This window comes from Campylobacter hominis ATCC BAA-381 (genome assembly GCF_000017585.1).
Taxonomy (GTDB): domain Bacteria; phylum Campylobacterota; class Campylobacteria; order Campylobacterales; family Campylobacteraceae; genus Campylobacter_B; species Campylobacter_B hominis.
Genome location: NC_009714.1, coordinates 492,523 through 518,210 on the forward strand (window position 1 = coordinate 492,523; position 25,688 = coordinate 518,210).

At 31.4% G+C, this 25,688-nt stretch carries 28 protein-coding genes and 1 pseudogene; 16 read left to right on the forward strand and 13 right to left on the reverse strand.

Going from position 1 to position 25,688, the window contains the following annotated elements; all coding sequences use genetic code 11:
* Window positions 1–5: 5 nt before the first annotated feature.
* From CHAB381_RS02580 to CHAB381_RS02605, 6 genes are all read right to left on the reverse strand, one after another.
* The gene (locus tag CHAB381_RS02580; RefSeq protein ID WP_012108414.1) at window positions 6–947 is read right to left on the reverse strand and encodes a TAXI family TRAP transporter solute-binding subunit; all 942 of its coding nucleotides are present in this window, start codon (window positions 945–947) and stop codon (window positions 6–8) included.
* Window positions 948–1,030: 83 nt separating this feature from the next.
* Window positions 1,031–1,678, reverse strand: coding sequence for an energy-coupling factor ABC transporter ATP-binding protein (locus CHAB381_RS02585; RefSeq protein ID WP_012108415.1), 648 nt, complete (start codon window positions 1,676–1,678; stop codon window positions 1,031–1,033).
* Window positions 1,675–2,325 (reverse strand): energy-coupling factor transporter transmembrane component T, encoded by a 651-nt coding sequence (locus CHAB381_RS02590; RefSeq protein WP_012108416.1) that lies wholly within the window; start codon window positions 2,323–2,325, stop codon window positions 1,675–1,677. Before CHAB381_RS02590 ends, CHAB381_RS02585 begins: the two co-directional genes overlap by 4 nt.
* Window positions 2,322–2,768, reverse strand: coding sequence for a hypothetical protein (locus CHAB381_RS02595; RefSeq protein WP_012108417.1), 447 nt, complete (start codon window positions 2,766–2,768; stop codon window positions 2,322–2,324). The genes CHAB381_RS02590 and CHAB381_RS02595 overlap by 4 nt, the downstream gene beginning before the upstream one ends.
* A complete protein-coding gene (gene cbiM, locus CHAB381_RS02600; RefSeq protein WP_012108418.1) occupies window positions 2,765–3,346 on the reverse strand; it encodes a cobalt transporter CbiM in 582 nt (193 codons plus the stop codon). The genes CHAB381_RS02595 and cbiM overlap by 4 nt, the downstream gene beginning before the upstream one ends.
* 337 nt (window positions 3,347–3,683) lie before the next feature.
* Window positions 3,684–4,442: a DUF4198 domain-containing protein gene (locus CHAB381_RS02605; protein WP_012108420.1), complete on the reverse strand. Its 759-nt coding sequence runs from the start codon at window positions 4,440–4,442 to the stop codon at window positions 3,684–3,686.
* Window positions 4,443–4,567: 125 nt separating this feature from the next.
* On the opposite strand from CHAB381_RS02605, the gene luxS reads away from it, so the two are divergent.
* Window positions 4,568–5,062 (forward strand): S-ribosylhomocysteine lyase, encoded by a 495-nt coding sequence (luxS, locus tag CHAB381_RS02610; RefSeq protein ID WP_012108421.1) that lies wholly within the window; start codon window positions 4,568–4,570, stop codon window positions 5,060–5,062.
* An 11-nt stretch (window positions 5,063–5,073) separates the two neighbouring features.
* On the opposite strand, the gene CHAB381_RS02615 is transcribed toward luxS, so the two are convergent.
* On the reverse strand, window positions 5,074–5,475 hold the full coding sequence (locus tag CHAB381_RS02615) for a hypothetical protein (RefSeq protein ID WP_012108422.1): 402 nt from the start codon (window positions 5,473–5,475) through the stop codon (window positions 5,074–5,076).
* A gap of 49 nt (window positions 5,476–5,524) precedes the next feature.
* On the opposite strand from CHAB381_RS02615, the gene dut reads away from it, so the two are divergent.
* On the forward strand, window positions 5,525–6,214 hold the full coding sequence (gene dut, locus CHAB381_RS02620) for a dUTPase (RefSeq protein WP_012108423.1): 690 nt from the start codon (window positions 5,525–5,527) through the stop codon (window positions 6,212–6,214).
* Between the two features lie 31 nt (window positions 6,215–6,245).
* Window positions 6,246–6,425 (forward strand): FtsW/RodA/SpoVE family cell cycle protein, encoded by a 180-nt coding sequence (locus CHAB381_RS08615; RefSeq protein ID WP_232215079.1) that lies wholly within the window; start codon window positions 6,246–6,248, stop codon window positions 6,423–6,425.
* A gap of 558 nt (window positions 6,426–6,983) precedes the next feature.
* On the opposite strand, the gene lon is transcribed toward CHAB381_RS08615, so the two are convergent.
* Together lon and CHAB381_RS02630 are read right to left on the reverse strand one after the other, a co-directional pair.
* Window positions 6,984–9,362, reverse strand: a complete 2,379-nt coding sequence (gene lon / locus CHAB381_RS02625; RefSeq protein ID WP_012108424.1) for an endopeptidase La — start codon at window positions 9,360–9,362, stop codon at window positions 6,984–6,986.
* Window positions 9,363–9,371: 9 nt separating this feature from the next.
* Entirely contained in the window at window positions 9,372–10,010 is a 639-nt protein-coding gene (locus tag CHAB381_RS02630) for an outer membrane protein assembly factor BamD (protein ID WP_012108425.1), read from the reverse strand.
* A gap of 122 nt (window positions 10,011–10,132) precedes the next feature.
* On the opposite strand from CHAB381_RS02630, the gene CHAB381_RS02635 reads away from it, so the two are divergent.
* The 12 genes and pseudogenes from CHAB381_RS02635 (at window position 10,133) to CHAB381_RS02690 (ending at window position 18,696) form a co-directional block, all read left to right on the forward strand.
* Complete coding sequence (locus tag CHAB381_RS02635) at window positions 10,133–10,879, forward strand: pyrroline-5-carboxylate reductase (RefSeq protein ID WP_041570464.1); 747 nt, start codon at window positions 10,133–10,135, stop codon at window positions 10,877–10,879.
* Between the two features lie 76 nt (window positions 10,880–10,955).
* Window positions 10,956–11,567, forward strand: a complete 612-nt coding sequence (locus CHAB381_RS08410; RefSeq protein WP_012108427.1) for a type II secretion system protein — start codon at window positions 10,956–10,958, stop codon at window positions 11,565–11,567.
* Between the two features lie 12 nt (window positions 11,568–11,579).
* Entirely contained in the window at window positions 11,580–12,515 is a 936-nt protein-coding gene (locus CHAB381_RS02645) for a type II secretion system protein (RefSeq protein ID WP_012108428.1), read from the forward strand.
* Entirely contained in the window at window positions 12,512–12,955 is a 444-nt protein-coding gene (locus CHAB381_RS08415) for a hypothetical protein (RefSeq protein WP_012108429.1), read from the forward strand. Before CHAB381_RS02645 ends, CHAB381_RS08415 begins: the two co-directional genes overlap by 4 nt.
* Before the next feature lie 13 nt (window positions 12,956–12,968).
* Window positions 12,969–13,511 carry a ribosome hibernation-promoting factor, HPF/YfiA family gene (gene hpf, locus CHAB381_RS02655; protein WP_012108430.1) on the forward strand — a complete coding sequence of 181 codons (543 nt, stop codon included), beginning with the start codon at window positions 12,969–12,971 and terminating at the stop codon, window positions 13,509–13,511.
* A gap of 212 nt (window positions 13,512–13,723) precedes the next feature.
* Window positions 13,724–15,058 carry a signal recognition particle protein gene (gene ffh / locus CHAB381_RS02660; RefSeq protein WP_012108431.1) on the forward strand — a complete coding sequence of 445 codons (1,335 nt, stop codon included), beginning with the start codon at window positions 13,724–13,726 and terminating at the stop codon, window positions 15,056–15,058.
* Between the two features lie 61 nt (window positions 15,059–15,119).
* Window positions 15,120–15,347, forward strand: a complete 228-nt coding sequence (gene rpsP, locus CHAB381_RS02665) for a 30S ribosomal protein S16 (protein ID WP_012108432.1) — start codon at window positions 15,120–15,122, stop codon at window positions 15,345–15,347.
* Window positions 15,348–15,349: 2 nt separating this feature from the next.
* Window positions 15,350–15,592, forward strand: coding sequence for a KH domain-containing protein (locus tag CHAB381_RS02670; RefSeq protein ID WP_012108433.1), 243 nt, complete (start codon window positions 15,350–15,352; stop codon window positions 15,590–15,592).
* On the forward strand, window positions 15,585–16,115 hold the full coding sequence (gene rimM, locus CHAB381_RS02675) for a ribosome maturation factor RimM (protein ID WP_012108434.1): 531 nt from the start codon (window positions 15,585–15,587) through the stop codon (window positions 16,113–16,115). The genes CHAB381_RS02670 and rimM overlap by 8 nt, the downstream gene beginning before the upstream one ends.
* Window positions 16,112–16,820, forward strand: a pseudogene (gene trmD / locus CHAB381_RS02680) (tRNA (guanosine(37)-N1)-methyltransferase TrmD). Before rimM ends, trmD begins: the two are co-directional and overlap by 4 nt.
* Window positions 16,810–17,166, forward strand: coding sequence for a 50S ribosomal protein L19 (rplS, locus tag CHAB381_RS02685; RefSeq protein ID WP_012108436.1), 357 nt, complete (start codon window positions 16,810–16,812; stop codon window positions 17,164–17,166). The pseudogene trmD and the gene rplS overlap by 11 nt, the downstream one beginning before the upstream one ends.
* Before the next feature lie 1,137 nt (window positions 17,167–18,303).
* Complete coding sequence (locus CHAB381_RS02690; protein WP_012108437.1) at window positions 18,304–18,696, forward strand: YbgC/FadM family acyl-CoA thioesterase; 393 nt, start codon at window positions 18,304–18,306, stop codon at window positions 18,694–18,696.
* 76 nt (window positions 18,697–18,772) lie between these two features.
* Here the strand turns inward: CHAB381_RS02690 and CHAB381_RS02695 are convergent, their stop codons facing one another.
* From CHAB381_RS02695 to CHAB381_RS08420, 4 genes are all read right to left on the reverse strand, one after another.
* Window positions 18,773–20,221, reverse strand: a complete 1,449-nt coding sequence (locus tag CHAB381_RS02695; protein ID WP_012108438.1) for an efflux transporter outer membrane subunit — start codon at window positions 20,219–20,221, stop codon at window positions 18,773–18,775.
* Complete coding sequence (locus CHAB381_RS02700) at window positions 20,214–23,378, reverse strand: efflux RND transporter permease subunit (RefSeq protein ID WP_012108439.1); 3,165 nt, start codon at window positions 23,376–23,378, stop codon at window positions 20,214–20,216. Before CHAB381_RS02700 ends, CHAB381_RS02695 begins: the two co-directional genes overlap by 8 nt.
* Window positions 23,378–24,442: an efflux RND transporter periplasmic adaptor subunit gene (locus CHAB381_RS02705; protein WP_012108440.1), complete on the reverse strand. Its 1,065-nt coding sequence runs from the start codon at window positions 24,440–24,442 to the stop codon at window positions 23,378–23,380. Before CHAB381_RS02705 ends, CHAB381_RS02700 begins: the two co-directional genes overlap by 1 nt.
* 119 nt (window positions 24,443–24,561) lie before the next feature.
* Entirely contained in the window at window positions 24,562–25,185 is a 624-nt protein-coding gene (locus CHAB381_RS08420) for a TetR/AcrR family transcriptional regulator (RefSeq protein WP_012108441.1), read from the reverse strand.
* A 224-nt stretch (window positions 25,186–25,409) separates the two neighbouring features.
* On the opposite strand from CHAB381_RS08420, the gene groES reads away from it, so the two are divergent.
* Entirely contained in the window at window positions 25,410–25,673 is a 264-nt protein-coding gene (groES, locus tag CHAB381_RS02715; protein WP_012108442.1) for a co-chaperone GroES, read from the forward strand.
* Window positions 25,674–25,688 lie beyond the last annotated feature (15 nt).

The window sequence follows — 25,688 nt, forward strand, 5'->3', positions numbered from 1 at the left end:
TTAGCCTATTTTAAAATTCCTTCTTCTTTAAAAACAGCTTCGGCAGCCGGATGAAGTGGCGCTGAAAGTCCTTCTACAAGAGATTCTTTTGTAACTAATTTTAATGCCGGATGAAGTTTTTTGTATTCGTCAAAATTATCTAAAATAGCCTTAACTACGGCTCTAACTGAACTGTCGCTTTGATTTTTTGTTGCTACTAAAACAGCTTTTACACCGATTGTTTGAGTATCGTGATCTACGCCTTTGTAAAGATTTGCAGGTATTACGCCTTTTGAAAAATAAGGATATTTCTTTAAAAGTTCGTTAATTTGCGCGTCTTCAATTCCTATTAAATCAATCGGTATCGAATTTGAAGCATCTGTAATATTTGCTGTTGGATGACCTACAACATAAAAATATCCGTCAATTTTTTTATCTTTTAAAGCCATTGGACACTCTTGAGCGGTTAATACACCTCTATGAGCCAAATTTTCAACATTAAATTTATAAGCGTCGAAAACTATTAAACCTGTGACTTCATTTCCACTTCCTGGATTTCCGACATTGATTTTTTTGCCGCTTAAGTCATTGTAAGATTTTATGCCGCTTTCTTTTGAAACTACAAAAGCAAGCATTTCAGGGTAAATTGAAATAACGGCGCGTAAATCTTTATCTCCGGCGCCTTCAAATTTTCCTGTTCCGTTGTATTTATCATATACTACGTCGCTTTGTACGAAGCCGAAATTAAGTTCGCCTTTTAAGACGTTATTTACGTTATATACGCTAGCTCCTGTCGATTGAACCGAGCATTTCATGTTTGCGTTTTTATTTACCAAACGACAAATTGCACCACCAACCGGATAATAAGTTCCTGTCATACCGCCTGTGCCGATAGAAATAAACTCTTTTGCTACAAGAGAAGTGCTTGCTATAAGCAAACTGGCAATAATTGCTGAAATTTTTTTCATACTTTTTCTCCTTAAAATGAAATGCAGGTATTATACAGTTTTTTGTTTTTACTTTTATTAAAATTCTATGTTGATTTTAAAATTTAAGATATAAGACCGTTTGGTGTAAGTGTGTAGAATTTAGTAACTACGCACTCCAAAAATGCGCGGTCATGCGAAACTATGATTATACTTTTTTCAAGTTTTTGTAAAATTTTTGTGAGCCTTTTTTGCATATTTTCATCAAGTCCGCCGGTAGGTTCATCAAACAGCAAAATTTTCGGCTCCATTACCAAAACTCCTGCAAGCGCAACCAGCTTTTTTTCGCCGCCGCTTAAATTATATACGATTTTATCCTTTAAATGCGAAATTTCAAGTTCATTCAGCATAAATTCTGCACGCTTTTTTGCCTCGCTTTGACTTACGCCGCTTGCAAGCAGACCGAACGCAATATCATCAAATACGTTAGGGCAGATAAATTGCTCGTCGCTGTTTTGAAATAAAAAGCCGACTAAGCGCCTGTATTTGCTGTAAATTTTAGGATCATTTACATTTTCGTGAAAAAGCTCGATATCGCCGTCAAAATTCGCGTTAAGTCCTGCTATGATTTCCAGTAAAGTAGTTTTTCCTACGCCGTTTGCGCCGATAATTGCGATTTTTTCTTTATGTCCTATACTTAAATTTAAATTTTCAAACAATGTCCGTTCACCTATTTTTGCAGTTACGTTTTTAAGACTCACAGAACAACTCATAAAATTTGACCTTTCTTTATAAACACACAAATTATAGTGATTAAAAGCAAAATTTCAGCAAAATTTATTTTTTGCGCGCTGCCAATGATTTTGAAATTTCCGTTAAAATTTCGCACAATCAGCGCTTTTTGTAAATTTTCGCTGCGGTTTATAGCGCAAATAAATAAAATTCCAACGATATTTGCATAAGTTTTAAGTGAGAAAATATCGGTTTTAGCGATAAATGAGCGTGCTTTAAGAGTTTTTAAAATTCTTTTGAATTCTTTTTTTAAAGCGTCTATAAATTTTACACTGAAAAATAGTAAAAATGCGAATTTAGCGCAAAATTTTATCTCCGCGATACCGGAACAAATTTCAAAAATATTAAATTTATAAAACAGTAAAAGAGTAAAAAATATAATTAAATTTGCCCTAAGCGCAACCAAAATCGCCATTTTTGTTTGTCCGAAATACCAAAAACTAAGTGCTATTAACGCTATAAAGATATTTAAAAATAAAATTTTAACGGCAATTTTTGCAATCAGTTTATAATTTATCAAAGAAACAAAAATCACAGGCGCAAAGAACGTGGCGTAAATTTCGCTTTGAAGCGCTATGAAAAATGAGTAAAAAATCGTTGCGATAAAAGCTAATTTTGGGCTTATCATCTCTTTTTTTTGACAAAATATATTACGCCGAAAATTAGCAAAATCGATAAAATAGATGCGACGAATTTTAAAAATTCCATCTTAAAATCAATCGAGTTTTCAAAATCTTTTTCAAGATCCTGTTTGTTTTCTTTTGTAGTATTTTGCTCGTTTGCATTTTGGGCGTTAAAATTTTTAGCGTTAAATTCTATCTTTTTTTGATGACCGGTTCCACCATTTACAACTATTTCAAAATTCTCGCTTGGAATTTTAATGCTGATTTCGCCTTTTTCATCCAATTTATAATCTTTTCCGGCTATTTTTACATCGCAATTTCGGCAAGGTGATTTAGCTGAAAAATAGCTTTTTACAAATACTTCATCACCGTTTTGTTTGGCAAAAATATAAAGTCCGTGTGCATTTAAAATTCCGCAAAATAGGGCTAAAATTATAAAAAATCTCATTTTAAAACTCCGGGTTTTATTTTTAGTATAAAACTGACTGCAAAAAGTGTGATAAATCCTTCAATTACTGCTAATGGAATATTCATCGCAAATACGGCAAATGCAAGCGCTTTAAGTTCTTCTCCGTTTAAAAAAAGTGTAAGAGCAAGTAAAAATGCCGATATCAAAATAGCTAAAAATCCGGCTAAGAAAAAGCCTACTTTCGGTGGCGAAATTTTAAAAGCTATAAACTTCATAAAAATTGCCGGAAATCCCATTATAAGTGTATTTACGCCAAGTGAACTAAGTCCGCCGAATCCAAAAACAAGCCCTTGAAAAAATAGTCCTACAAATATCGCCAAAAAGGCATTTGTCCCCAGCATAATTCCTATAAGTCCGCTTAAAATCAGATGCACCGACGTTACGCCGAAAAGTGGAAAATGTATGAAACTAGCTACGAAAAAAATCGCTGAAAATGCCGCTACTTTTGAAATTTCGTCTGATTTTAATTTGTATAATAAAACGCTCACCGCCACACCTGTTACAGCCCAAGCCGGGATAATAATTTCAGGTCTTAAAACGCCTTCACTGATATGCATTTATGTCCTTTCTTTTTTAACTTCGGCATTGTAGCAAAATTCACTGCAATTTCGTTTGAATGTCTCGTTATACATAATTTAAATAGCGCGGATATTATGCCTCCGCGCTTTGGAGTAGTTGTGCGAGGAAAAATTCCTCTATAAAACAAACTAAATTTTTAATTTGCTTTATAGAGTGATTATTAAATAATTTATATTTTTTAAAACCATGACAAAATATTTTGTTTATCAAGAGTTTTTAATGAATATTAACAAGTTTCAAGTTTTAAGAAAAACCGCCATTTTAAATAATGGCGGTGAAATTTCAAAAATAAAATTTAGAAATTTTCACTAAATTTTATTTTATATAATCTTTCGTTTCTATCCAAATAACTCCGCCAAGTTCGATAGGATAATCTTTTCCGTCTTTTTTGATTGTTTCATCGTCTTCAATAAGTGCGGCAAAACCCCACCAGCCTGTAAGCGGCATTGTAAAACTGAACTCACCGTTTTCATTTGTCATAACTTCTTGCGTTACGTGGTCGTCAGTAGGAGCTTTTAAGCCGTTTTTGTTATAGTATTCGACTTCTACCGGAATATTTTTAGCAGGTTTTCCTTTATAAAGAACTTTCGCGCTGAAATTATTGCCTTTATAAAGTCCGTATGGGCGAGTTAGCGGCACAATTTCAGCTTTTAAGCCGATTGGTTTATTCCAGCCTTCGCCACCGCCGAACGCATTTACAACTGTTTTTGTGATATGTTTTATAAAAGTATTTTCCGCAGGTTCAAAATAAGGTGCAGGCTCAACAAAAAATTGATATACGCCAGGTTCGTTTATAATATAATTTGCTTCATAAAAAGTAAAATTATTTTCACTTTTTTTATCGGCTTTTATGTCACTTTTTTTGCCGTCAAAAAATACGCCGAATTTTGCACCATCGCTCATACTCATTAAATTTTGTTCAAAAGGATGATTAAATTTATATGTTATTTTCAAGTTTGCATTTGCTTCATCGCTTACACTTGAACTGCTTGGTAAAACCATTTGAAAATGCGCATTTAAGGCACTTGCAAAAACTAAAGAACATACACACGCTAAGAAAAATTTAAATTTCATAACATTTCTCCAAAAAAAATATTATGAAAATAATAACCTAAATATTATTAAAAATAAATAAATACTATGAAATTTATAAATTTACTAAAATTTTGTAAAATACATTAAAAATGAAAGGATAAAAAATGCCTCTTTTAGATAGTTTTAAAGTAGATCATACAAAGATGAAAGCTCCAGGGGTTCGTCTTGCAAAAGTTATGCAAACTCCAAAAGGTGATAATATAAGTGTTTTTGATTTAAGATTTTGCCGCCCAAATCACGAAATTATGAGCGAAAAAGGCACACACACGTTAGAACATCTTTTTGCAGGTTTTATGCGCGAACATTTAAACAGCAAAGATGTCGAAATAATCGATATTTCGCCTATGGGTTGCCGTACAGGATTTTATATGAGTTTAATCGGAAGACCTAGCGAAACGGAAGTTATAAAAGCATTTGAAAATTCTATGAAAGATGTTTTAAAAGTTACATCACAGGACGATATACCTGAACTTAATAAATTTCAATGCGGAAGCTATAAAATGCACAGTTTAAGCGAAGCAAAAGAAATTGCGCAAAATGTTTTAAATAAAGGCATTTGCATAATTAAAAACGATGAAATAAAGCTTGAAAATTTTTAAAATTTCAGTTTTTATCTTTGCCATAAAAATTTTCTTCCAAAACCAATGGAATTATCCGTAAATTTCAGCCAAACGATATGAATTTTGAAAATTTCCGGTTTCATTGCCAATGCAAACGGGAATTTTTTAAAGTAAATTTTTTTCGCTGTTTCATCCGCCGGACTTAAAATTCCATTAAATTGCACACCTTTTATTTTTCCTATAATTCTTGTATCAAGAGCTACCGTTCCGCTTACTTTAGGATTTTTTATTGAAATTTGAATATGACGCGTTTTGCTGTCACTTGCAATAGCAAAAAATCTGCTTTTTTCATCGTAAGCATAAAATGCACTAAATGCGTAAGGTGTATTATTTTCACATACCGAAATGCTAAGAAGCTTCATTTTTTTTAAGAATTTATCAAAATTTTCCATTTCATATTTTACTATTTTTTGTTATAATCCTGCCAAAAAAAGGAAATAAATGCAAAATTTAGATAAACTTCACACAATGCTTGAAATGCAAAAGAGATTAAATGACGAAACAAACGGTATAGGCTGGGAAAATGGTTATACAAAAGAAGGCAAAATTATAAGCTGGAAACGTTGTGTTTATATGGAATGTGCCGAACTGATTGATAGCTTTGCGTGGAAACACTGGAAAAATATAGCCGAACCTACAAATACAGAAAATGTAACTATAGAAATTGTCGATATTTGGCATTTTGTGATGAGTATGGTTTTAGAAGATCAAAAATTTGAAAAAGATATTTCAAAAATGACGACTGAAATCAGCGCAATCAGCGGATTTGGTGATTTTTGCGGTGAGGCATATGATATAAATGAATACAGCATTTATGAAATTATAAATGATGCTGAAATTTTGATACATCAAACAAGCGGTTTTATGATTGAAATTCACGAACTTTTAACGAATTACTTTAGACTTTCGCTTAAATGCGGTGTAAATCTAGATATTTTGTATAAAAAATATATCGGCAAAAATGTGCTAAACAAATTTCGTCAAGACCATGGCTATAAAAGCGGAAAATATAAAAAATTTTGGAATGAAAAAGAAGACAATGTGGTTATGAGCGAAATTTTGCACGCAGGAATTTTGAGTGAAAAAGAGATTTATAAAGCGCTTGAAAAAGAGTATCAAAAGGCTAAGTAATTAAATTTTACACGATTACCAAAAAAATAGAATTACTGAATTTTTAAGTGAAGATAAGGCTTATCAGGTAAAACAATCAGTTATAGCAATTGGCAATGGAGGGCTTGCAGAAAAAATGCAAGTAAATTCACACAAAATGCATTTTAAATTTTTATCCGTTGCAGCAGGCGATTTTATATTTGCTTATATAATTAAAAGATTCGGTTTTTAGCAGAATATTTGTTATCTATATTTTAAGATTATACTCTTTACTTAATTTATCAGGAAATAAATCTATTAAAAAATTTTTTAATAAACGGCAAATCCTAGAGCGTTATTAGCATCATTTCTTGCATTCAGTGCAAATTTTAAAATTTCACTAAGATTTTTAATCAAACTTTTTTACTAAGTTCAAATTGCTGTTTTTATAATTTTTATTTATACAGGCGTAAATGTATTTCTTTGAAATTTTATAAAATTTAAAAATAAATTGTGTGTAAAAAAAATAAAATTATTTTTATTTTGGAATTTAAAATGGACGGATATTTTAAAATTTCAATAAAATTTATTTTAAAAATTTACTAACTCGGATAATCGTTTTTGGCTCGTAAGATAAAAATACTTTATGGCTAAAACATTACAAAGATGAATTTTTTAATCGCAAAATTAAAAATTTTTTTAAAATTTCAAGTTATAAAAATATGATTAAAGATTTGCAGCGAATTTTATTAAAATAAAAATTATTTTAAATTTTAAAATTTATAAGAAAATTGTAAGCCGAAATTTCGGCTTACAAAAGCGCCTTTTTAAGGACATCATCTATTGTATCTACAGCGGTAAGAGTGATATCTTTTTTTACTTCATCAGGCAAATCCGTCAAATCCTGTTCGAAATTTTTACGCGGAATCAGCACTTCTTTTATTTTTGCACGATGCGCAGCGATAAGTTTTTCTTTTAAACCGCCGATTGCAAGAACTTTACCGCTTAATGTGATTTCGCCTGTCATTGCAATGTCAGCGCGAACTTTTTTCTCGCTTAAAATAGAAGCTATTGCCACGCTCATTGTTATTCCGGCACTTGGACCGTCTTTTGGAACCGCACCTTCAGGGACATGCAAATGCAAATCGTAGCAATTATAAACTTGTAAATATTCACCTTTTTCATCTTTTTGACAAATTTCAGCGGGTATTTTTATTTTTTTGTCGTCTATTAAGGTTTTAATTACACTAAATGCGATTACTACACTTTCTTTCATCACATCGCCAAGTTGGCCGGTGAGCTTTAAATTTCCTTTACCTTTTATTTTTATGCATTCTATCTTTAATACATCGCCGCCAACGCTTGTCCAAGCCAGCCCGTTTACTATTCCTATTTGATCTTTTTTTTCAACTTCATCTATTTCATAGACTTTTTTTTCTACGAATTCGTCCAAATTTTTAAGTGTAATATTTACTTTTTGTGTTTCATTTTTTAAAATTTTAATTGCGCTTTTTCTAAAAATTGAAGCAATCAGACGTCTTAAATTTCTTACTCCGCTTTCTCTTGTATATTCTTCAATGAGCTTTTTTAAAGCCGTTTTAGTTATTGAAATTTCAGTATTTTTTAAGCCGTGTTTTTCAAGTTCTTGAGGCAAAAGATAATTTTTAGCGATTTGAAATTTCTCTTGCGGTGTATAAGAATTTAATGCTATAAATTCCATTCTATCACGCAACGGCGCCGGAATTTGTGAAATATCGTTTGCTGTTGCTATAAAAATTACTTCACTAAGATCGATATCAAAATTTACGTAATAATCTCTGAAAGCGTGATTTTGCTCAGGATCTAAAATTTCAAGTAGAACAGCCGTAGGATCGCCTTTATAAGAGTTTGCAATTTTATCAATCTCATCAAAAACGATAACCGGATTCATCTGTTTTGCATTTATAAGTCCTTGAACCACTCTTCCAGGCATTGCTCCTACATATGTTCTTCTATGGCCTCTTAATTCATTAACATCTTCAAGTCCTCCAAGAGCAATGCGGACAAGTTTGCGTTTTAGCGCTGTGGCGATAGAATTTGCAAGACTTGTTTTACCGACTCCTGGAGGTCCATAAAAACATAAAATTGCGCCGTTGTTTTTTTTGTCGTTTATGTCTCGTTTTTCAAGCAGCTCTCTTATGGCAAAATACTCTTCTATTCGCTCTTTTGGCTTTGTTAGTGCGTAATGATCCTTGTTTAACTGATGACTTACCTGTTTGATAGATAATTTTTCTTTTGAAACGATTTCAAACGGAATTTCCAAAACCCAATCCAAGTAGCTTTGCACTACGCTTGCATCGGCGGAATCAGGATGAAGTCTTGAAAATTTATCAATTTGTTTTTTAATCTCTTTTTTACCGTCTTCACTTAAAAATTGCTTTTTCTTTTCAAATTTTTCACGATATTCTTTGATTTCGTTTTCACGGTCGTTTTCATTACCAAGCTCTCGTTGGATTTCTTTTAACTGCTCTTTTAAAAAATATTCTTTATTGTTTTTATCTATTTTGCTGTGAACTTTACTTTTTATATCTTTTTCAAGGCGATTTATTTCTATTTCACCGTTAATCAGATCGATTAAATTCAAAACTTTTTTTTCTAAATTTTTTTCAGTGAAAAACTTAAAAGCAAGCTCTTTTTTTATTTTTATCGTGCTTAATATAAAATCGCTTACTCTGCTTAAATCGTCGTTTTCTTCAATTGCTTTTAATGCATCGGAAGAAAAAATATTTGAGCTGTTTGCGAGAATTTTTATTTTTTCTTTTAATACACTGCTTAGCGCTTCTATACGTTTTGGAGCAGGAATTTCTTCTTCAAAAATTTCAATGTCGGCTAAAAGCGGTTCGTTTGAAATTCTTTTTGTAATACGAGCTTTTGCCAAGCCTTGAAATAAAATTTTGATTTTACCATCAGGCATGGAAACTTTTCTCATTATATTTCCGATTATGCCGATATCATAAAAGCTGTCGAAATTTCTGCTACCGCTGAAATCCGGTTTATTTACCGTAAGTAAAACCATTGAATTGTTTTGTGCGGCTAAATTCGCCGATTTTATGTTACTTTCGTCTTCCAAAAAAAGCGGAATAATCATAAACGGATATAAAATTTCATCGTCAAATACAATAATAGGTAACTTTTCGTGTACTTCGCTCATTTAATGTCCTTATTCAAAAATCACGCGGTACCATGGAGATTCCGGCTTTATTGTATCGGTTCCGGCTACCGGTGAAGTTCCGATTCTTTCTTTGTAAATTTGAGCTGATTCATCTCTTCCTGTTTTTTCATATAAATTTTTAATACTTTTATTTAACTCATTCTCAGCTAAACGAAATTTTATAAGCATAGTTTCCAAAAGCGGTTTGTATTTTGTATCAGGATATTGCATTAAAAAATTTTGAATTTCCACTATTGAGATTTGAACCAATTTTTGATTTCTGTTCGGTTTGTTGAATGAGTCGAAATTCGACTTTATTTTTAGAAATTTAGCATATTGAATTTTATCATCCGTGCCGTATCTTCTTATATATTCGTCAAGATAGGTATTTGCTAGCGTATAATCTTCTTCCATCGTGTGAGCTTGAGCCAGTATTAAAGTCATACTTTCAAGTAAAGGAGAGCCGATATGTTCGCTTGAAAATGAAACATAATGCTCATCGGCGGCTTTCAGATTTGAATCTTTTATATCTTTTATAATCAGATTAAACCATGCTTGTGGAGCAAGATTGTAAATTTCATCGCCTTTTTTTGCGCTGCATCCGCTTATAATGGCAATAAAAACTGCAAAAATAAGAAATTTTTTCATAATTTTTCCTTGTTTTTAATTTTTTAATCTTTGATTTTATAATATTTAATTTAATAAACAACTACAAAATTTGTTATTTTATTATGAAATCGCTAAAATATTCTAAAAATTTTGGGGGATTTATGAAAATTTATATACTTGGAAACGGCGCAATGGCGAGCGCTATGGCATATGGAATGAAAAATAAATATGAAATAATAATTGTCGGCAGAAATTCAGAAAAACTTTCATCTTTACGCAAAGCCGGTTTTAAATGCGAAATTTACGGAGAAAAATATGATATAAGCGGCAAAATTATAATTTTAGCTTTTAAGCCTTATGCTCTTAGTCAAATGAGTAAAATTTTAAGCGGAAAAGCTGAAATTTTAATAAGCGTAATGGCTGGAATAACTTTAAATGATTTAAAAATTTTAAAATCTGATATAAGTGTTGTTTGTATGCCGAATATCGCTGCTAAATACGGCTCTTCAACAACACCTTATTTTTCAGATTCCAATGATTTGCGAATTGATGAAATTTTAGGAAGTTTCGGCGGTTGCGTCAGGCTTGAAAATGAAAATGATTTAAACGCGGCAGGCGTGCTTTCAGGTTGCGTTCCTGCATATTTGGCGCTTGTAGCGGAAGCTCTTGCTAATGGCGGCGTAAAAGAAGGACTTAAAAAAGAAATTTCTCAAAATTTGGTAAATAAAGTTTTTGAAAGTTCGGCAAAACTTTTGGAAAATTTTCATCCGGCACTCTTAAAAGAGCAGGTTTGTTCTCCTTGCGGAACTACGATTAAAGGGATTTTCGAGCTTGAAAAATTTAAAGTAAGAGCTGCTTTTATGGACGCTGTTGAAGCAAGCTGTTCTAAAAATAGCACAAAATTTTAAATTTCAGTTAAAAAATAGTATAATAGCAAAGTTATCTAAAAAGTTTAGATAAAATTTTAAAACTAAGGAAACGGTAATGAGAAAAGCTTTTACGATGATTGAGCTTATTTTAACCATTGTTATTTTAGCGATTGCTACAATGGCGATACCGAATATGATTGCTCAAACGGCAGAACTTAATACTTTTGCTTTAAAGCAGGAGCTTGCGCTAAATGCTAAAACTGTAATGTCACAGATTGTTAAATTTCCATGGGATACTTCAGCAGACATATGCGAAGTAACAAATAAAAGTATAGGAAGTGTTAATTATTCTATAAGACACAATGTCGCAGCACCTGTAGACAATAATGCAAGTAAGTTGGATGGTATAGTAGAATTTGATCCGGTTAAAAAAAATGTGAAGTTTGAAAAATATAATAATAACACAATAACCAATATGAATGATTTTGATAAGTTGTATTGGGAATTTGACAATACTGTAACAGACAACACATCAAGAGGAGATTTTATATTGCATACCAGAGTTTATTCTCAAATTTGCTACGTAGCAAATCCTTTTGATGAAAATTGTGTAGGAGATAGCACAAATATTAAAAAAATAACCGTTACGGCTGTGGATCAAAACGATCCTAACAACTATGTAAAAATAAGATATTATGCTTTTAATATCGGTTTTACTGATAAATAGGCGGTGCGAATAATGAAAAAAGCTTTTACACTTATAGAACTTATTTTTGTTATAGTTTTGTTATCTATCATTTCTATGTTTGGAGCTGATTTATATGTAAAGATTTATAATTCATACACAAATAATAGAGCTACAAGCGATTTGGAAGGCGAAACTGAAAGAACGCTCAATATCATTACATCTCTTCTTAGAGATAGAGTAAAAAAAACTGTTATAGGTAGAGCGACAGATAATGGAGAACACCCTGACGGAGATTTTGTTTATTTAGATCAAGTACAGGAAGAACACGATGTGCTTGAATGGATAGGCAAAAGCACGGAAACTCAATATATCGGTTCTGCTAATAAAGGTTTATTAGGATGGAGCGGCTTCGATATAAAAATGATTGTGCCGTCAGGTGATTTTGTGATACAAAGTCCGGGCAGCAGTTTAAAAAATGCAGAGAGTATATTAAATTCACTTAATGCCGGCACTAAGAGTTTTGGAATTATTTTTAATGATGCTGAAGTAGATGCAAACTCTTTCGGATATGATCATAAAACATATAATCATACAAATATAGGAACAGTAAGCATTACAGGTAATGACACAATGCAAATTAGCGGATTAGCATCTAGAAACAAAAATAGATACTTTTTAGTTCATACCGCTTATGCCATTGTACCTGTTCTAGATAATAATGCTGCAAATGTCAGTGTCAGTGTAGATGGAGGCAAGAAGATAAAAAGCAATACTTATAATTTATTGTTGTACTATAATTTTCAACCTTGGGAAAATGAGAATTATATAAAAGGTAACAGTGTAATACTTGCCAAAAATGTTACTATGTTTAGATTTACATATGACAACAATTCGGTTGCAGTCAAACTTTGTATGAGAGATAATAATAGAAATTTTGATGCTGAAAAACTTGATTTTATAGTATGCAAATCACAGGTGGTGGAATGATGAAAAAAGGATTTAGTTTAATAGCGGCAATATTTTTTATAATATTGATTTCAACAATAGCTTTGACTTCGCTTTCTATTGCGACTATGAGCGCTAGAGAAGCACCTAATATTTTGTTGAATCAACAAGCGGAACTTTTAGCAAGAAGTGCTACAGAGTATGCTATAATGAACATTCAACAAAACGATTATAATAAAGGTTGCCCTGACAGCGTAAAAGAAATTAATTTAAATTACCCAAGTAAAAGTCCTATATTTAATGTAAAAGTGCAAATTTATTATTTAAACAGTGCATTGCCTTGCGATAAAAATGTTATCAGTCATACCACATTAACAGATAATGATAAATTCGCTTCCATAATAGATGTTCATGTAGCTTCTGTAGGAAATATAGGTTCCGCACCTATAAAATTTTCTCGTAGAACATTACAAATCCCATGATAAAGGAGAAACAATGAATTTAAGCATAACAGGAAAACAATTTGAACTAACAGATAGTATCAAAAACTATGTAGAAAGTGCATTTGAAAATTTAAATAAATACGGACTTGATATAATTTCAGGTCGTTGTGTTATTTCAGCTGATGAACGAAATGGCAAAAAAGGTTTTATTGTTGATTTTCTAATAAATCTTGCTAAAAAAGATACAATTGTAATTAGACACAAAGATAAAGATCTTTACGCTGCTATTGACAGTATAACTAATCGTGCAAGCAAAATTTTGCGCCGAACACATGATAAAAATACAACTCACAAAAACAAAGATGATAAAAAACAAAATGCACTTGATGAAATTTTAAAAAATAATGAAGCGGTTGAATCTATTGAGGTCGATGAAATTATTCCGACCGAATTGGAACTTTATAAACCGCTTGAAATAGATGAAGCGCTTGAAAAACTTAAATCAAGTAGTGATCAATTTTTAGTTTTTAATGATATCGATGCGAAAATGCGCGTAATTTATAAACGTAAAGATGGTAAATTCGGACTTTTTTAAAATTTACAGCCGCGATTAATTCATTCGCGGTTGTTTATTTAAAAGATAATTTAAATTTTTTAATTAGAAAATATTGATTTTAAAAAAAATACTATTAAAAATAATAATTTTGCTAAAGCAAAATGCAAGTAATAAAATTTTACAAAATTTAAATCTATTTTTAAGAAAATTTAGCTAAAATTGCCATTTACTAAAATTTATAAGGACAAAAATTGTTTGAAACTATTAGCGAATCTTTTAGAGCTGCTGTAAATAAACTTCGTATGATTGATGACGAAAAAGCTTTAAAAAATGCACTCAATACTCTTAAAAAAGCACTTTTAAAAGCGGATGTACATCATAAAGTAACAAAAGATTTTTTAACATTAGTAGAAAACGATATGAAATCCGGCGTGGTTGGTCAAAAACAATTTTTGGATTCAATAAAAAATAATCTCACCACAGTCCTTACAGCTCCTGGGAATCAAGGTTTTGTGTTTGCATCTCAAAATCCTACAGTAGTACTTATGGCTGGACTTCAAGGTAGCGGAAAGACTACAACTACAGTTAAACTTGCAAATTATTTAAAACTTCGCAAAAAAAAGGTATTAATAGCAGCTTGTGATTTACAAAGATTAGCTGCTGTAGAGCAACTTCGTCAACTTTGTGAAGCAAATGAAATTGAACTTTTTTATATAGAAAATGAAAAAAATCCTAAAAAAGTAGCAAAAGAAGCTATCTTAAAAGCGAAAAAAGGTCTTTATGATGTGCTTTTAATAGATACTGCTGGAAGGCTTGCTATTGACGAAGAGCTTATGGATGAGCTGAAAGAAATTAAAAAAATCAGCAATCCTGATGAAATTTTTTATGTAGCTGATGCTATGAGCGGACAGGATGGTGTCAGAAGTGCTGCAAATTTTAACGAAAAGCTTGGAATTTCAGGCGTAATCTTATCAAAATTTGATGCTGATACAAAAGGCGGAGTGGCTCTCGGTATAGCTAAACAATTAAATATTCCGCTTAGATTTATCGGTACCGGTGAAAAGATTGCAGATTTTGAAGGTTTTATACCTGAGCGTATAGTCAGCCGAATAATGGGCGAAGGCGATTTGGCTACTTTAGTCGAAAAAACCAGTGCTGTTTTTGATGAAAAAGATGTAAAAAAAATCGGTAAAAAAATTCGCAAAGGAAATTTTAATTTTAATGATTTTATAAATCAACTTGAAAGTGTTAAAAAACTTGGCAACATGAAAAATCTTATCGGCATGATTCCTGGAATGAATGGAATCGCTAATCAAATAAAAGATATGGATCTTGAAAATTCAAAAGAAATAATTCACATAAAAGCAATGATAAATTCTATGACTCCGGATGAGCGTGAAGATCCGAACCTTTTAAATAATGCTAGAAAAAGAAGAATTGCAAGTGGCGCCGGACTTTCGCAAGTTGAGGTTAATAAATTTTTGAAGCAATTTTTAAATGCAAGCAAAATTGCAAAAAGATTTAGTGGAAAAGGCGGAATGCAAAATCTCTCAGCAATGCTTCATAAACAAAACTTCCCAAGATAGGGAGTTTTAAAATGCTCATTATGGTGAGTATTTTAAAACCAAAAATTTTAAGGAGAAAAATATGGCAACAGTCGTTAGACTAACAAGAATAGGACGTAAAAAAAGTCCATTTTATCGCATTGTCGTTACAGACAGCAGAAAAAGACGAGATAGTGGATTTATAGAAACCATCGGATATTATAATCCAAGAATGGAAGAAGAACTTAAATTTGATGCTGACCGTCTTGCATATTGGAAAAAAGTCGGAGCAAAAGTAAGCGATAGAGTAGCAAAAATTACAAGTAAATAGTTATGGTTGAAGATTTTTTAAAACAATATGCAATGCTGATTGCAGATCATCCTGAAAAAGTGCGAACAGAACTTATTAAAAATAGCGATCATACGGAAATTGTGATTTTTGCGGATAAATTTGATACCGGCAAACTGATAGGTAAAAACGGCAGAATGATAAATGCAATCAAAACTGTGATAATCGGATATAAAGCCAAAGATCCGGTTACTTACAAAATTACAGTTAAAGCAGCTGATGCTTAAAGACGATATGCTTGAGGTTGCACTTTTAGGTAAAACGATTGGCCTAAAAGGTGCAATAAAGCTTCATAATAGAAGTGATTTTCCTTCACAATTCAAAAAAGGTGCAAAATTTTATTTAACGGATGGGGAAATTTTAGAAATTTTAAGTTTTAATAAAACAAATTTCGTTGCCGTATTTAAAAACTATGAAAATATTGAATGCGCCGCTAAATTGACAAATAAAATTTTATATCAAAGCAAAGAAATTACTAAAAAAACCTGTAAACTTGGAAAAGATGAATTTTTCTATTTTGAAATTTTAGGGTTGGAAGTATTTGAAAATGAAGAAAAATTAGGCAAAGTAGCTGATATTTTTGAGGCCGGAAATTTTGTATTTGAGATTGCGACCGATGAAAAATTAATTAAAAAAGGTTTTCCTAAAATATTTTATTTGCCATATACCGATCATTTTATAGATAAAATTTCTATTGAAGAGGGCAAAATTTTCAGTCGTTTCGGTTTTGAAATTTTGCAAAATTCGTGAATTTTATATTTATTACACTTTTTGAAAATTTAATTCGTCCATACTTTGATGATTCAATTTTAGGTCGTGCATTAAAAAACGAAAAGATAAAAATATATTTTTTTAATCCGCGCGATTTTACAGCAAATAAATATAAAAAAGTAGATAGCTATATGATAGGCGGAGGTGCAGGACTTTTAATAAATACTGAACCTTTAGCTGAAACAATAAAAGCCGTGCTGGAAAATTTTAATGAAGTAAGATTTATTTTCCCGACACCTGCTGCTAAAAAATTTACGCAAAATGACGCAAAAAGGCTTTCTAAATATAAAAATTTATGTTTTATCTGTGGAAGATATGAAGGTATTGACGAGCGCATTGTGGAAAAATATGTAAATGAAGTTTTTTGCTTGGGAGATTTTATTTTAACAGGCGGCGAACTTGCAGCTATGTGCTTTACGGATGCAATAGCACGCAATATAAAAGGCGTGCTTGGAAATGAAAAATCACTTGACGAGGAAAGTTTTGAAAATTTACTTTTGGAAGCACCTGAATTTACTAAACCTGATATTTTTGAAAATTTATCAATAAATTCAGAGTTTTTAAAGGGAAATCATAATAAAATACAAGTTTTAAAAAATCAAATGGCGAACTCGAAAACAAGATTCTTCCGCCCAGATATGTTCCGTAAAGTCATCGCCAAAAAAGGAAAAAAATGAGAAATAAATATATAGAAGCTTTTGAAAATGCTCAAATTTCAAATAAAAATGTCCCTGATTTTCGTGCCGGCGATACTTTAAAACTTGCTATTCGTATAAAAGAAGGTGAAAAAACCAGAATTCAAAATTTTGAAGGAATTTGTATTGCAAGACGCGGTAGCGGCGTTGGTGAAACTTTTATCGTTAGAAAAATCGGTGCAAATGGCATTGGTGTAGAGAGAATTTTCCCAATTTATAGTGAAAGTTTGGAAAATATTGAGGTTTTAAGAAAAGGCAATGTTAGACGCTCAAAATTATTCTATCTACGTGATCGTCGCGGTAAAGCTGCAAAAATTAAAGAACTACGAAAGTAATTTAATACAATTTCCGCAAATATATGCGGAAACTACCTTTTTATATTTTTTAAATCCTCAATAGATAATTTTAGTTCACTGCTTTTAAGTAAAAAAATAAATCATAGTTGAAATTTGCTGATTAGTTAAAAATCAAAGCAACGACTTAAAAATGAAGTGCAATTTAAGATTGTTAAAACTGTAAAAGTGAAAGAGATTAAAAATTATAGTTTTTAAAATGTATATTAAAAAATTTTAATTAATTTAGAAATTTTAGATGCCATAGTTGTGAATAGAAATGCAAAAAGTTTGAAAGATGTGAAAGAAATTTTGTATCATTGTAATATTTAATTAAATATTACAAACTCCGCATTTGGCGGTAAATTTTATAAATAGTAAATTATTTTATTCGGTGTAATTTTCTAATTTTTATTTATTTGTTAAAAATAAAGTACTGAAAAGGCGTAATGTTTTATTCTGATAAAAAATACATAATGACAAAAACGGACCATTCAAAAAAAATAAGACTGGAACGTATAAAAATTTTATAAATAGCTTTTTAGTCACTTTATGATTGAAACGGCTTTAAGCAAAAAAAATATAACTTTTTACAAAAAGTTGAATTAATATAAAAAGCTGCAAATTACATAGTAAAATTTAAGATAAAAAATTTATAAAATTTAATAAAAACTTATTATAATCAACATAAAAATCTTTTTAAATATTCATATGTATTTAAAATAGCACAAAATAGATTTTGCATTAAAAAATTTAATTTTTACCATAAATACAAAAAACTATTTTGATATTTAAAATTTCACACATTACGGCAGCTAAAAATGCATTGAAAGTTTGTTAAGCAAGAGTTTTTAATTAAAAAAGTATAAAATTTAGCATTACCGCGTATAAAAACTTTCTGCGTTTAAGTTTGATATATTTTAAAATAAAATCAAAAACAATAGTAAAAAAATTAAAATTTAACTCAATATTAAAAAAATAAAATAAAATAAAAATCTTTCCAAAAACAACTCACCTTAAAACTAACTTTATTTTTCAAAAAAAAAGAGTTACACGTACGTATTTTTAAAAAAAATTATATTTCGGTTTTAAATTTTTTCCTTTTTGTTATAATATCCAAAAAATTTTTAAGGAATATCTATGAAATTTAGAATTTATTATGAAGATACCGATGCGCAAGGAATAGTATATCATTCAAATTACTTTAAATTTTGTGAAAGGGCAAGAAGTGAAGCTTTTATAAAATCAGGTATTGATATTTTTTCAAGCAGGGCTTATTTTGTAGTAAATAAAATAGAGGCTAAATTTATCAAATCAGCTGTTTTCGGAGATATGATTGAAATTAAAACAGGTGTCGATTCTATAAAAAAAGCAAGCGCTGTAATCAGACAGGATATTTATAAGGTACAAAATTTAAAAGGAGAAAACATAAATGAACTGATATTCAGTGCGTTTATAAATGTTGTATATATGAAAGATAAAAAGCCTTCAAAATTTGATGAAAATGTGCTTAATTTCTTAAAAAGTTTTTAATGGAATCGCAAGTTTAAAAATTTATATAATACGTGCCTAATTATATAGGGCGCGAACGCCCTACAATGTTTAAATTTTAAAAAATTCGTTTATCGACTGGAAATGCCGAATCGTTAGGCATTACGGTTTTATTCGTGTTAATTAAATTTACGGTTTTGCTGTCTTTTAAAGAAAAACCGCCGCCAAGTGCTTTATATAAAGCAACTTCGCTTGCATATCTTTCATAATTCGCCATACTTAGATTGAGTTTGGCGCTAAGCAAATTTCTTTCGCTGTCAAGAAGCTCTATATGATCGCTGTATCCGCTATCATAACGAAGTTTTGCCGCGTTATAAACTTGTTGTTGTGTGGCAAGCAGATCTTTTAAAGTTTTTGTTCTAATATCCGAGTTTTTTACGCTTACAAGTGCATCTCTTACATCACCGAATGCTGTTTTTAAAGTTTTATCGTAATTTATAAAACTTGCATTTTGATCAAGATTTGCCAAATCTATTCGTTTTTTTGTTCTTCCAAAATCCAAAAGCGGTCCTACAAGTGAGCCGCCGATGTTCCACGAACTTGCATTATTTACAAAAAGTCTATCAAACTCGGTGCTTGCAAAACCGAAAGCTCCTGTTAAAGAAAAACTTGGAAAATAATTCGCTTTTTGAGCGCCAACTAAGAAATTTGTTGCCTTCAAACGCCCCAAAGCACTTGCAACATCAGCACGATGTAAAAGCAAATCACTTGGAATTCCTGCCGGAATTTTAGGTAAAGTAGGGAATGTTTGGCTTGCTTTAATGTTATTGTGTAAAATTTCATCATAATTTTTACCTGTCATTATAGAAAGTGCAGTGTTTGTAGCATTTATTTGCGTTTTGGTCGCTATCAGACTTGCCGTAGCGCTTTGGACTTGAGCTTTTGATTGATAATATACGATATTGTTTATTGCTCCGGCTTTTAACTGATTTGCTCTGAAATTTGCCATTTGCTCATATGCTGCAAGAGTTTGCGTTAAAATTTTCTCCTGCTCTTTTAAACTTAAAAATTTAAAATACAGATTTGCTACGCTACTTGCTATACTAAGGCGCGCATTGTCATAATCATAAATGGTAGCTTTAAAATTTGAATCCGCAGCATCTACGCTGTTTCGCACTTTTCCCCATAAATCAAGCTCGTAATTAAGTCCTGCTCCTATTTGATAAATATTTGCATGATTTGAATCTGGAGCTTGTGGAAAATTGTTTTGTCTTACAGCTGAGCCGCTAAGAGTAAAATTCGGCAAAAATTCCAATTTTGAAAGTCCAAGAGAAACTCTTGCGTATTCGATATTATTTAATGCTAAAGCCAAATCGGAATTATTTTTTAGCGCCGAATCTATAAGCATATTTAAATTTTCATCATTAAAATTTTTCCACCAAAAATCATTTATATTGCTGCTATTAAAATCAGCTTTAAAATTTGCCGAAATTTGCGGCGTTTCAGGTTTAAAATTGCATCCTGCGAATAAAATCGCCGTAATACAAAAAGCTAAAATTTTACGCATTTTCTTCCCTCCTGATTTTTCTTATTCTTTTTATTTCTTTTGTGCGTGATAGTTTTGCTTGCCAATTATTGAAAGTTTCAAGCAAATAGAAAAATAACGGCACAAAGAAAATAGCGATTGTAGAAGCCGCTATCATTCCGCCGATTACTCCGGTTCCAAGAGAGTGTCTTGATGCAGAACCGGCTCCTGAGCTTATTACCATCGGTAAAACGCCGAATGCAAACGCCAAAGATGTCATTACAATCGGACGAAAACGAAGTCTTGCAGCCGCTATTGAAGCTTCTATTATATTTTTGCCTTTTTTGTGCTCCGTCATCGCAAATTCTACGATTAATATAGCATTTTTTGCTCCAAGTCCGATAAGTAAGATTAATCCTATTTGGAAATAGATGTCATTAGTAAGTCCACGTAAATATGTAAATAAAATTGCACCGAATACCGAAAACGGCACAGCTGTCATAACGGCAGCCGGCATCAGCCATCTTTCATATTGAGCCGCTAAAATCAAATAAACGAAAATTAGACCGAAAATAAATGCTGTAGCACCTTTACCGCTTGATTGCACCTCTTGATAAGAAGTTCCGGACCATCCAAGAGTGTATTCGTTAGGAAATTCTTCTTTGAAAACTTGTGCAATTGCATCAATTGCTTGACCTGAAGTATAGCCTTCTGCAGGATCTCCCATAATTTTTGCGGCAGGAAAGCCATTGAATCTATTTACAGTATCAGGTCCAAGAGCATTTTCAAGTTTTATTAAAGAATTTACAGGAATCGATTTTCCATCGTTGCTTTTTACAAAAATCGCACGCAAATCATCAACTGAATTTCTGTATTCACCTGCAGCTTTTACGTTTACTTTAAATGTTTTTCCAAGAAAGTTAAAGTCATTTACATAATATTGTCCAAGCATCGTATTTATTGTCATATACAAATTTTTAATATTTACATTAAGCATTTTTGCTTTTTGAGTATTTACTATAAGTTTATATTGCGGGAAATTTGTATCAAGCGTAGTTCGCACGCGTACCAAATCGCCTCTTGCATTTGCTTTGGCAGCTACTACTTTCATATCTTTTTCTATTTCGGCGAAACTTTTTCCAGTTGTGTTTTGAGCGAAAAGCTCGAAACCGCCTGTTAAAGAAAGTCCATTTATTGGTGGTGGATTTAATACAAATGTAGTTGAATTTCTATCTTGCGAAAATAAAATATTATATTTTTTATTTATAGCAAAACTGCTTTGATCTTTTTCTTTTCTTTCACTCCAATCTTTAAATTTTAAGAATATTACTGTTGCATTTTCTCTAAGTCCTCCGGCAAACAGATCATATCCCATCATAGCGCCAACCGCATCTATAAGCGGATTTTTCAGAAGTTCGTCGCTTTGTTTTTTTATGACATTTTCCGTTCTTGTGATTGTAGAAGCGGGCGGTAGTTGGCTTACCGCAATTGATACGCCTTTATCTTCTTCCGGTACAAGGCTTGCCGGCACCATTGTAAAAAGTCGCCAAGTACAAAAACACAAAATTGCAACTACAATTAAAGAAGGAATTATGTGTTTTAATATTTTTGCCACACCTGCTGCATAAATATTTGTGCTGATATCAAAAATTTTATTGAACCATTGTGAAATTTTTGGTTTTTTGGCCATATCGCGTCTTAAAAATTTTGCACAAAGTGCTGGAGTTAAAGTAAGTGCTACAATACCTGAGATACAAACAGAAATAACAAGAGTTAGCGCAAATTGTCTTTGTATTATTCCTACAAAGCCCTCGATAAAACTTGCAGGCAAGAAAACGGCACACAAAACTAAAACTATTGAAATAATAGGCGCCATAATTTCTTCCATTGCCTTTTCTGTAGCTTCTATAACGCTGATATTAGGATTTTCTTCCAAGTTCCGTTCTACGTTTTCCACAACTATAATTGCATCATCGACAACTATACCGATAGCTAATATCATTGCGAAAAGTGTTATTAAATTCACCGAAAATCCGACTGCATAAATTCCTGCAAATGTTCCGATGATAGAAACCGGAATTGCTATCATCGGTATTATTGTAGAGCGCAAATTTCCTAAAAAAAGATACATAATGATTAGTACTAAAACCAAAGCCTCAATAAAAGTCTGGAAAATTTCTTTCATTGAGACTTTTACGAAATCGGTAGTGTTGTAATTTACATTATAAGTTAAATTTCCGGGAAAATTTTTAGATAATTCTTCAATACGTTTATTTACCGCATCAGCTGTAGCAATTGCGTTGCCGTCCGTTTGCATAAATACTAACATAGGCATCATATAATGTCCGTTTATTAAGTTATTTGACATGTAATTTTCACTTCCAAGTTCTACATTAGCCACATCTTTTAGTTTTAGAGCAGAACCGTTCGGTAAAGATTTTATTATGATATTTTCAAAATCAGATACTTTTACAAGTCTTCCTTCCGTCCTTATTGAAAAAACGTATGCGCTATTACTGTTTTCAGGTAATTCGCCTATTTTACCTACTGAGTATTGTGTATTTTGTTCGCTTATAGCGTTTATTACATCGGATGTTGTAATATCATATTTATTTAGTAAATCAGGTTTTATCCAAACGCGCATAGAGTATTTTTTGTCTCCTACTATAAAAGCCTCACCTACACCGTTTACGCGTTTTATTTCGTCCACTACATTTATAGTTAAGTAGTTACTGAGATCTATAATATCCATTTGACCGCTCGGATCATAAAAACTGATAACTTCAAGTATTGAATCGCTTCTTTCAAAAACGCTAATTCCTTGCCTTGTAACATTATCAGGTAAAAGTTTGCTAGCAAGATTTACGCGGTTATTTACGTTTACTTGTGCTATTTGCGGAGAAGTGCCAGTTTTAAAATAAATACTAAGTCTCATCGTTCCTGCCGAACTTGAAGTGCTTTGCATATATATCATATCTTCTACGCCGTTCAGTGCATCTTCAAGCGGCGCAGCAACGGTTTCAGCTATAGTTTGAGCATCGGCTCCAGGATACGAAGCGAATACATTTATTTGAGGAGGAGTAAGATTCGGATATTCTTCTATCGGCAAGCCGCGTAAACTTACAAGTCCTGCAAGTGTTATTATAATAGAAATAACGCAGGCAAAAACAGGTCTGTGTATGAAAAATTTTGAAAACATTATTTATTACCTTCAACAATCTTAACAGGAACGCCAACTCCAAGTTTAGCAAAGTTGTCTATTATAATTTTATCATTATCGGCAAGTCCTTCGTAGATTACCGACCAGCCGTTATTTTGAGATTGTATTTTTATATTTTTACGTGTCGCTTTATTGTCTTGAACTACATATACAAACATTGTAGTAGCATCTTGTTGTACTGCATATTGTGGAATTTTAAAGCCGTTTTTTTGATATAGTCCGCTCATTACAACTTTTGCAAATGCTCCTGGTAAAATTTCAAAATTAGGATTTGCAAATACGGCTTTAGCATCAACCGAACCGGTGCCGTCATTTATAACTTTATCTATAAAACTAACTGTTCCATTATAATCTTTGTTATTTAATTTAAGTGTTATAGGCGCGCCTTTTTGTTCCCATTCGCCACTATTTAATTTTTCATTTATACTTAAAGTATCAACTTCTGAAATCGCAAAATCAGCATTAATCGGATCCAGTTTTGTAAGTCTTACAAGTTTTGAATCGTTAAGTGAAATATAAGCACCGATGTCTTTGTAAGGATCGCCTGTTACACCATCAAAAGGTGCAATTATTTTTGTGTATCCAAGATCTATTTTGGCATTTGCCAAATCCGCTTTCGCTATACCGTAATTTGCAATCGCCGAATCATACTCTTTTTTACTTATCGTATTACTTTTATGAAGCATTAAAGCACGTTTATAATCAAATTCCGCTTGTTTAAATCTTGCATTTGCGCTGTCGAAAGCCGCTTGATATTTTTCAGGGTCTATCACAAAAAGTTCATCACCTTCTTTTACAAAATCTCCGGCTTTAAAATTTTGTTTTAAAAGAGTTCCAGGTACTTTTGCTATGATATCAACGTTTTGTTCGCTGATAATCTTTGCCGGAAATTCAAAATTTATCGGAATTGCACCCATTTTGGCTACAAAAATTCCAACCGGGACGGCTTTTTTTTCTCGTTGTGCAGTTTGTTTTTCGTCGCCGCAACCGCTTATTAGCGCAAAAATTAGGGCGCAAAGTGAAATTTTCAATATTTTGTTCATATAAAGAACCTTTCTAAAAATAATTTTTAATTTTAAAATTTTGTAATTCTAATTACAAAAATTCGCTTGATTTTATAAAAAAATGTTAAATTTGTCAATAAAATTTACGCTTTAAAAATTTATTTCAAATGCCCATTTAAAAATAAATCAACTATTTCTTGTATTTGCTCCGTCTGTTTTGTTTTATCGATTTTTTCTCCGAAAAACATAGCGTTACAAAAATACGGCTCTCTTAGAATAAAGCAGAAAAAAACGCCAAGTTTGTGGTGATTTTTGCATTTAAATTTATTTATATTTTTTAAAAAAAAGTCATCTAAAATTTCATTTACTCCTATAAGCCCATTTTTCAAAAATATTCTTCCATGCGGCGTAATATTGTCGCGCAAAATGTCCGAAAGCATGAGACGATAGAATTTTATAATTTTTGGATTAAACATTATATTTAAATAAATTTCTCCAAATTTTGTTAAATATTCACGTATATCGGTTGAATCGTTTAATTTTAATTTATCTTCAAATTTACGACGAAATATCTTGCTGTTTTCATCCATAACGGCTTTAAAGAAACTTTCTTTATTATCAAAATAATTATATATGGTAGATAAAGAACCGCCGCTTTTTTCTATTACTTCATTAAGACTCGTTGCTTCAAAGCCTTTTTCCAGGAAAACTTCCAAACCCGCTTTAATAATCTTTGAAAGTCTATCGACTGATTTTTTTGTTTTCGGTTTTGTGTTTTGCATATTTTCTCTCTAAAAATTTTGTAATCAGAATTACATATTATATAAATTTTGTAAATTTTGAATAAATGATTTCAAAAATTTAAAATTTTTAAAAGTTGAGTGTTATAGACTAAATATTTATGATAAAATTTTAATTAAACTATTGACAAAAAATGAAAATTTTCGTATAATTTCATCACTCAAATAAATAGAGTGCTAAAAAATTTTAATAAAAGGATGAAAGTATGAAATTTCAACCACTTGGAAAGCGTGTTTTGATTGAACGCGAAGAAGAGAGTAACAAAACAGCTTCAGGCATTATTATTCCTGATAATGCTTCAAAAGAAAAACCATCAACCGGTAAAATAGTTGAAGTAGGAACAGAGTGCGATTGTGTAAAAGCGGGTGATAAAGTAGCATTTGCGAAATATTCAGGCAGTGAGCTTACACTAGGCGATAAAAAATATCTTATTTTAAACTTGGAAGATGTTTTAGGAATTATTAAATAAATAAAGGATAAAAGA

Bases quoted from the DNA above. Each gene is read 5' to 3' on its own strand.
- CHAB381_RS02580 (WP_012108414.1), bottom strand. From the start codon at position 947: ATGAAAAAAATTTCAGCAATTATTGCCAGTTTGCTTATAGCAAGCACT.
- CHAB381_RS02585 (WP_012108415.1), bottom strand. From the start codon at position 1,678: ATGAGTTGTTCTGTGAGTCTTAAAAACGTAACTGCAAAAATAGGTGAA.
- CHAB381_RS02590 (WP_012108416.1), bottom strand. From the start codon at position 2,325: ATGATAAGCCCAAAATTAGCTTTTATCGCAACGATTTTTTACTCATTT.
- CHAB381_RS02595 (WP_012108417.1), bottom strand. From the start codon at position 2,768: ATGAGATTTTTTATAATTTTAGCCCTATTTTGCGGAATTTTAAATGCA.
- cbiM (WP_012108418.1), bottom strand. From the start codon at position 3,346: ATGCATATCAGTGAAGGCGTTTTAAGACCTGAAATTATTATCCCGGCT.
- CHAB381_RS02605 (WP_012108420.1), bottom strand. From the start codon at position 4,442: ATGAAATTTAAATTTTTCTTAGCGTGTGTATGTTCTTTAGTTTTTGCA.
- luxS (WP_012108421.1), top strand. From the start codon at position 4,568: ATGCCTCTTTTAGATAGTTTTAAAGTAGATCATACAAAGATGAAAGCT.
- CHAB381_RS02615 (WP_012108422.1), bottom strand. From the start codon at position 5,475: ATGGAAAATTTTGATAAATTCTTAAAAAAAATGAAGCTTCTTAGCATT.
- dut (WP_012108423.1), top strand. From the start codon at position 5,525: ATGCAAAATTTAGATAAACTTCACACAATGCTTGAAATGCAAAAGAGA.
- lon (WP_012108424.1), bottom strand. From the start codon at position 9,362: ATGAGCGAAGTACACGAAAAGTTACCTATTATTGTATTTGACGATGAA.
- CHAB381_RS02630 (WP_012108425.1), bottom strand. From the start codon at position 10,010: ATGAAAAAATTTCTTATTTTTGCAGTTTTTATTGCCATTATAAGCGGA.
- CHAB381_RS02635 (WP_041570464.1), top strand. From the start codon at position 10,133: ATGAAAATTTATATACTTGGAAACGGCGCAATGGCGAGCGCTATGGCA.
- CHAB381_RS08410 (WP_012108427.1), top strand. From the start codon at position 10,956: ATGAGAAAAGCTTTTACGATGATTGAGCTTATTTTAACCATTGTTATT.
- CHAB381_RS02645 (WP_012108428.1), top strand. From the start codon at position 11,580: ATGAAAAAAGCTTTTACACTTATAGAACTTATTTTTGTTATAGTTTTG.
- CHAB381_RS08415 (WP_012108429.1), top strand. From the start codon at position 12,512: ATGATGAAAAAAGGATTTAGTTTAATAGCGGCAATATTTTTTATAATA.
- hpf (WP_012108430.1), top strand. From the start codon at position 12,969: ATGAATTTAAGCATAACAGGAAAACAATTTGAACTAACAGATAGTATC.
- rpsP (WP_012108432.1), top strand. From the start codon at position 15,120: ATGGCAACAGTCGTTAGACTAACAAGAATAGGACGTAAAAAAAGTCCA.
- CHAB381_RS02670 (WP_012108433.1), top strand. From the start codon at position 15,350: ATGGTTGAAGATTTTTTAAAACAATATGCAATGCTGATTGCAGATCAT.
- rimM (WP_012108434.1), top strand. From the start codon at position 15,585: ATGCTTAAAGACGATATGCTTGAGGTTGCACTTTTAGGTAAAACGATT.
- rplS (WP_012108436.1), top strand. From the start codon at position 16,810: ATGAGAAATAAATATATAGAAGCTTTTGAAAATGCTCAAATTTCAAAT.
- CHAB381_RS02690 (WP_012108437.1), top strand. From the start codon at position 18,304: ATGAAATTTAGAATTTATTATGAAGATACCGATGCGCAAGGAATAGTA.
- CHAB381_RS02695 (WP_012108438.1), bottom strand. From the start codon at position 20,221: ATGCGTAAAATTTTAGCTTTTTGTATTACGGCGATTTTATTCGCAGGA.
- CHAB381_RS02700 (WP_012108439.1), bottom strand. From the start codon at position 23,378: ATGTTTTCAAAATTTTTCATACACAGACCTGTTTTTGCCTGCGTTATT.
- CHAB381_RS02705 (WP_012108440.1), bottom strand. From the start codon at position 24,442: ATGAACAAAATATTGAAAATTTCACTTTGCGCCCTAATTTTTGCGCTA.
- CHAB381_RS08420 (WP_012108441.1), bottom strand. From the start codon at position 25,185: ATGCAAAACACAAAACCGAAAACAAAAAAATCAGTCGATAGACTTTCA.
- groES (WP_012108442.1), top strand. From the start codon at position 25,410: ATGAAATTTCAACCACTTGGAAAGCGTGTTTTGATTGAACGCGAAGAA.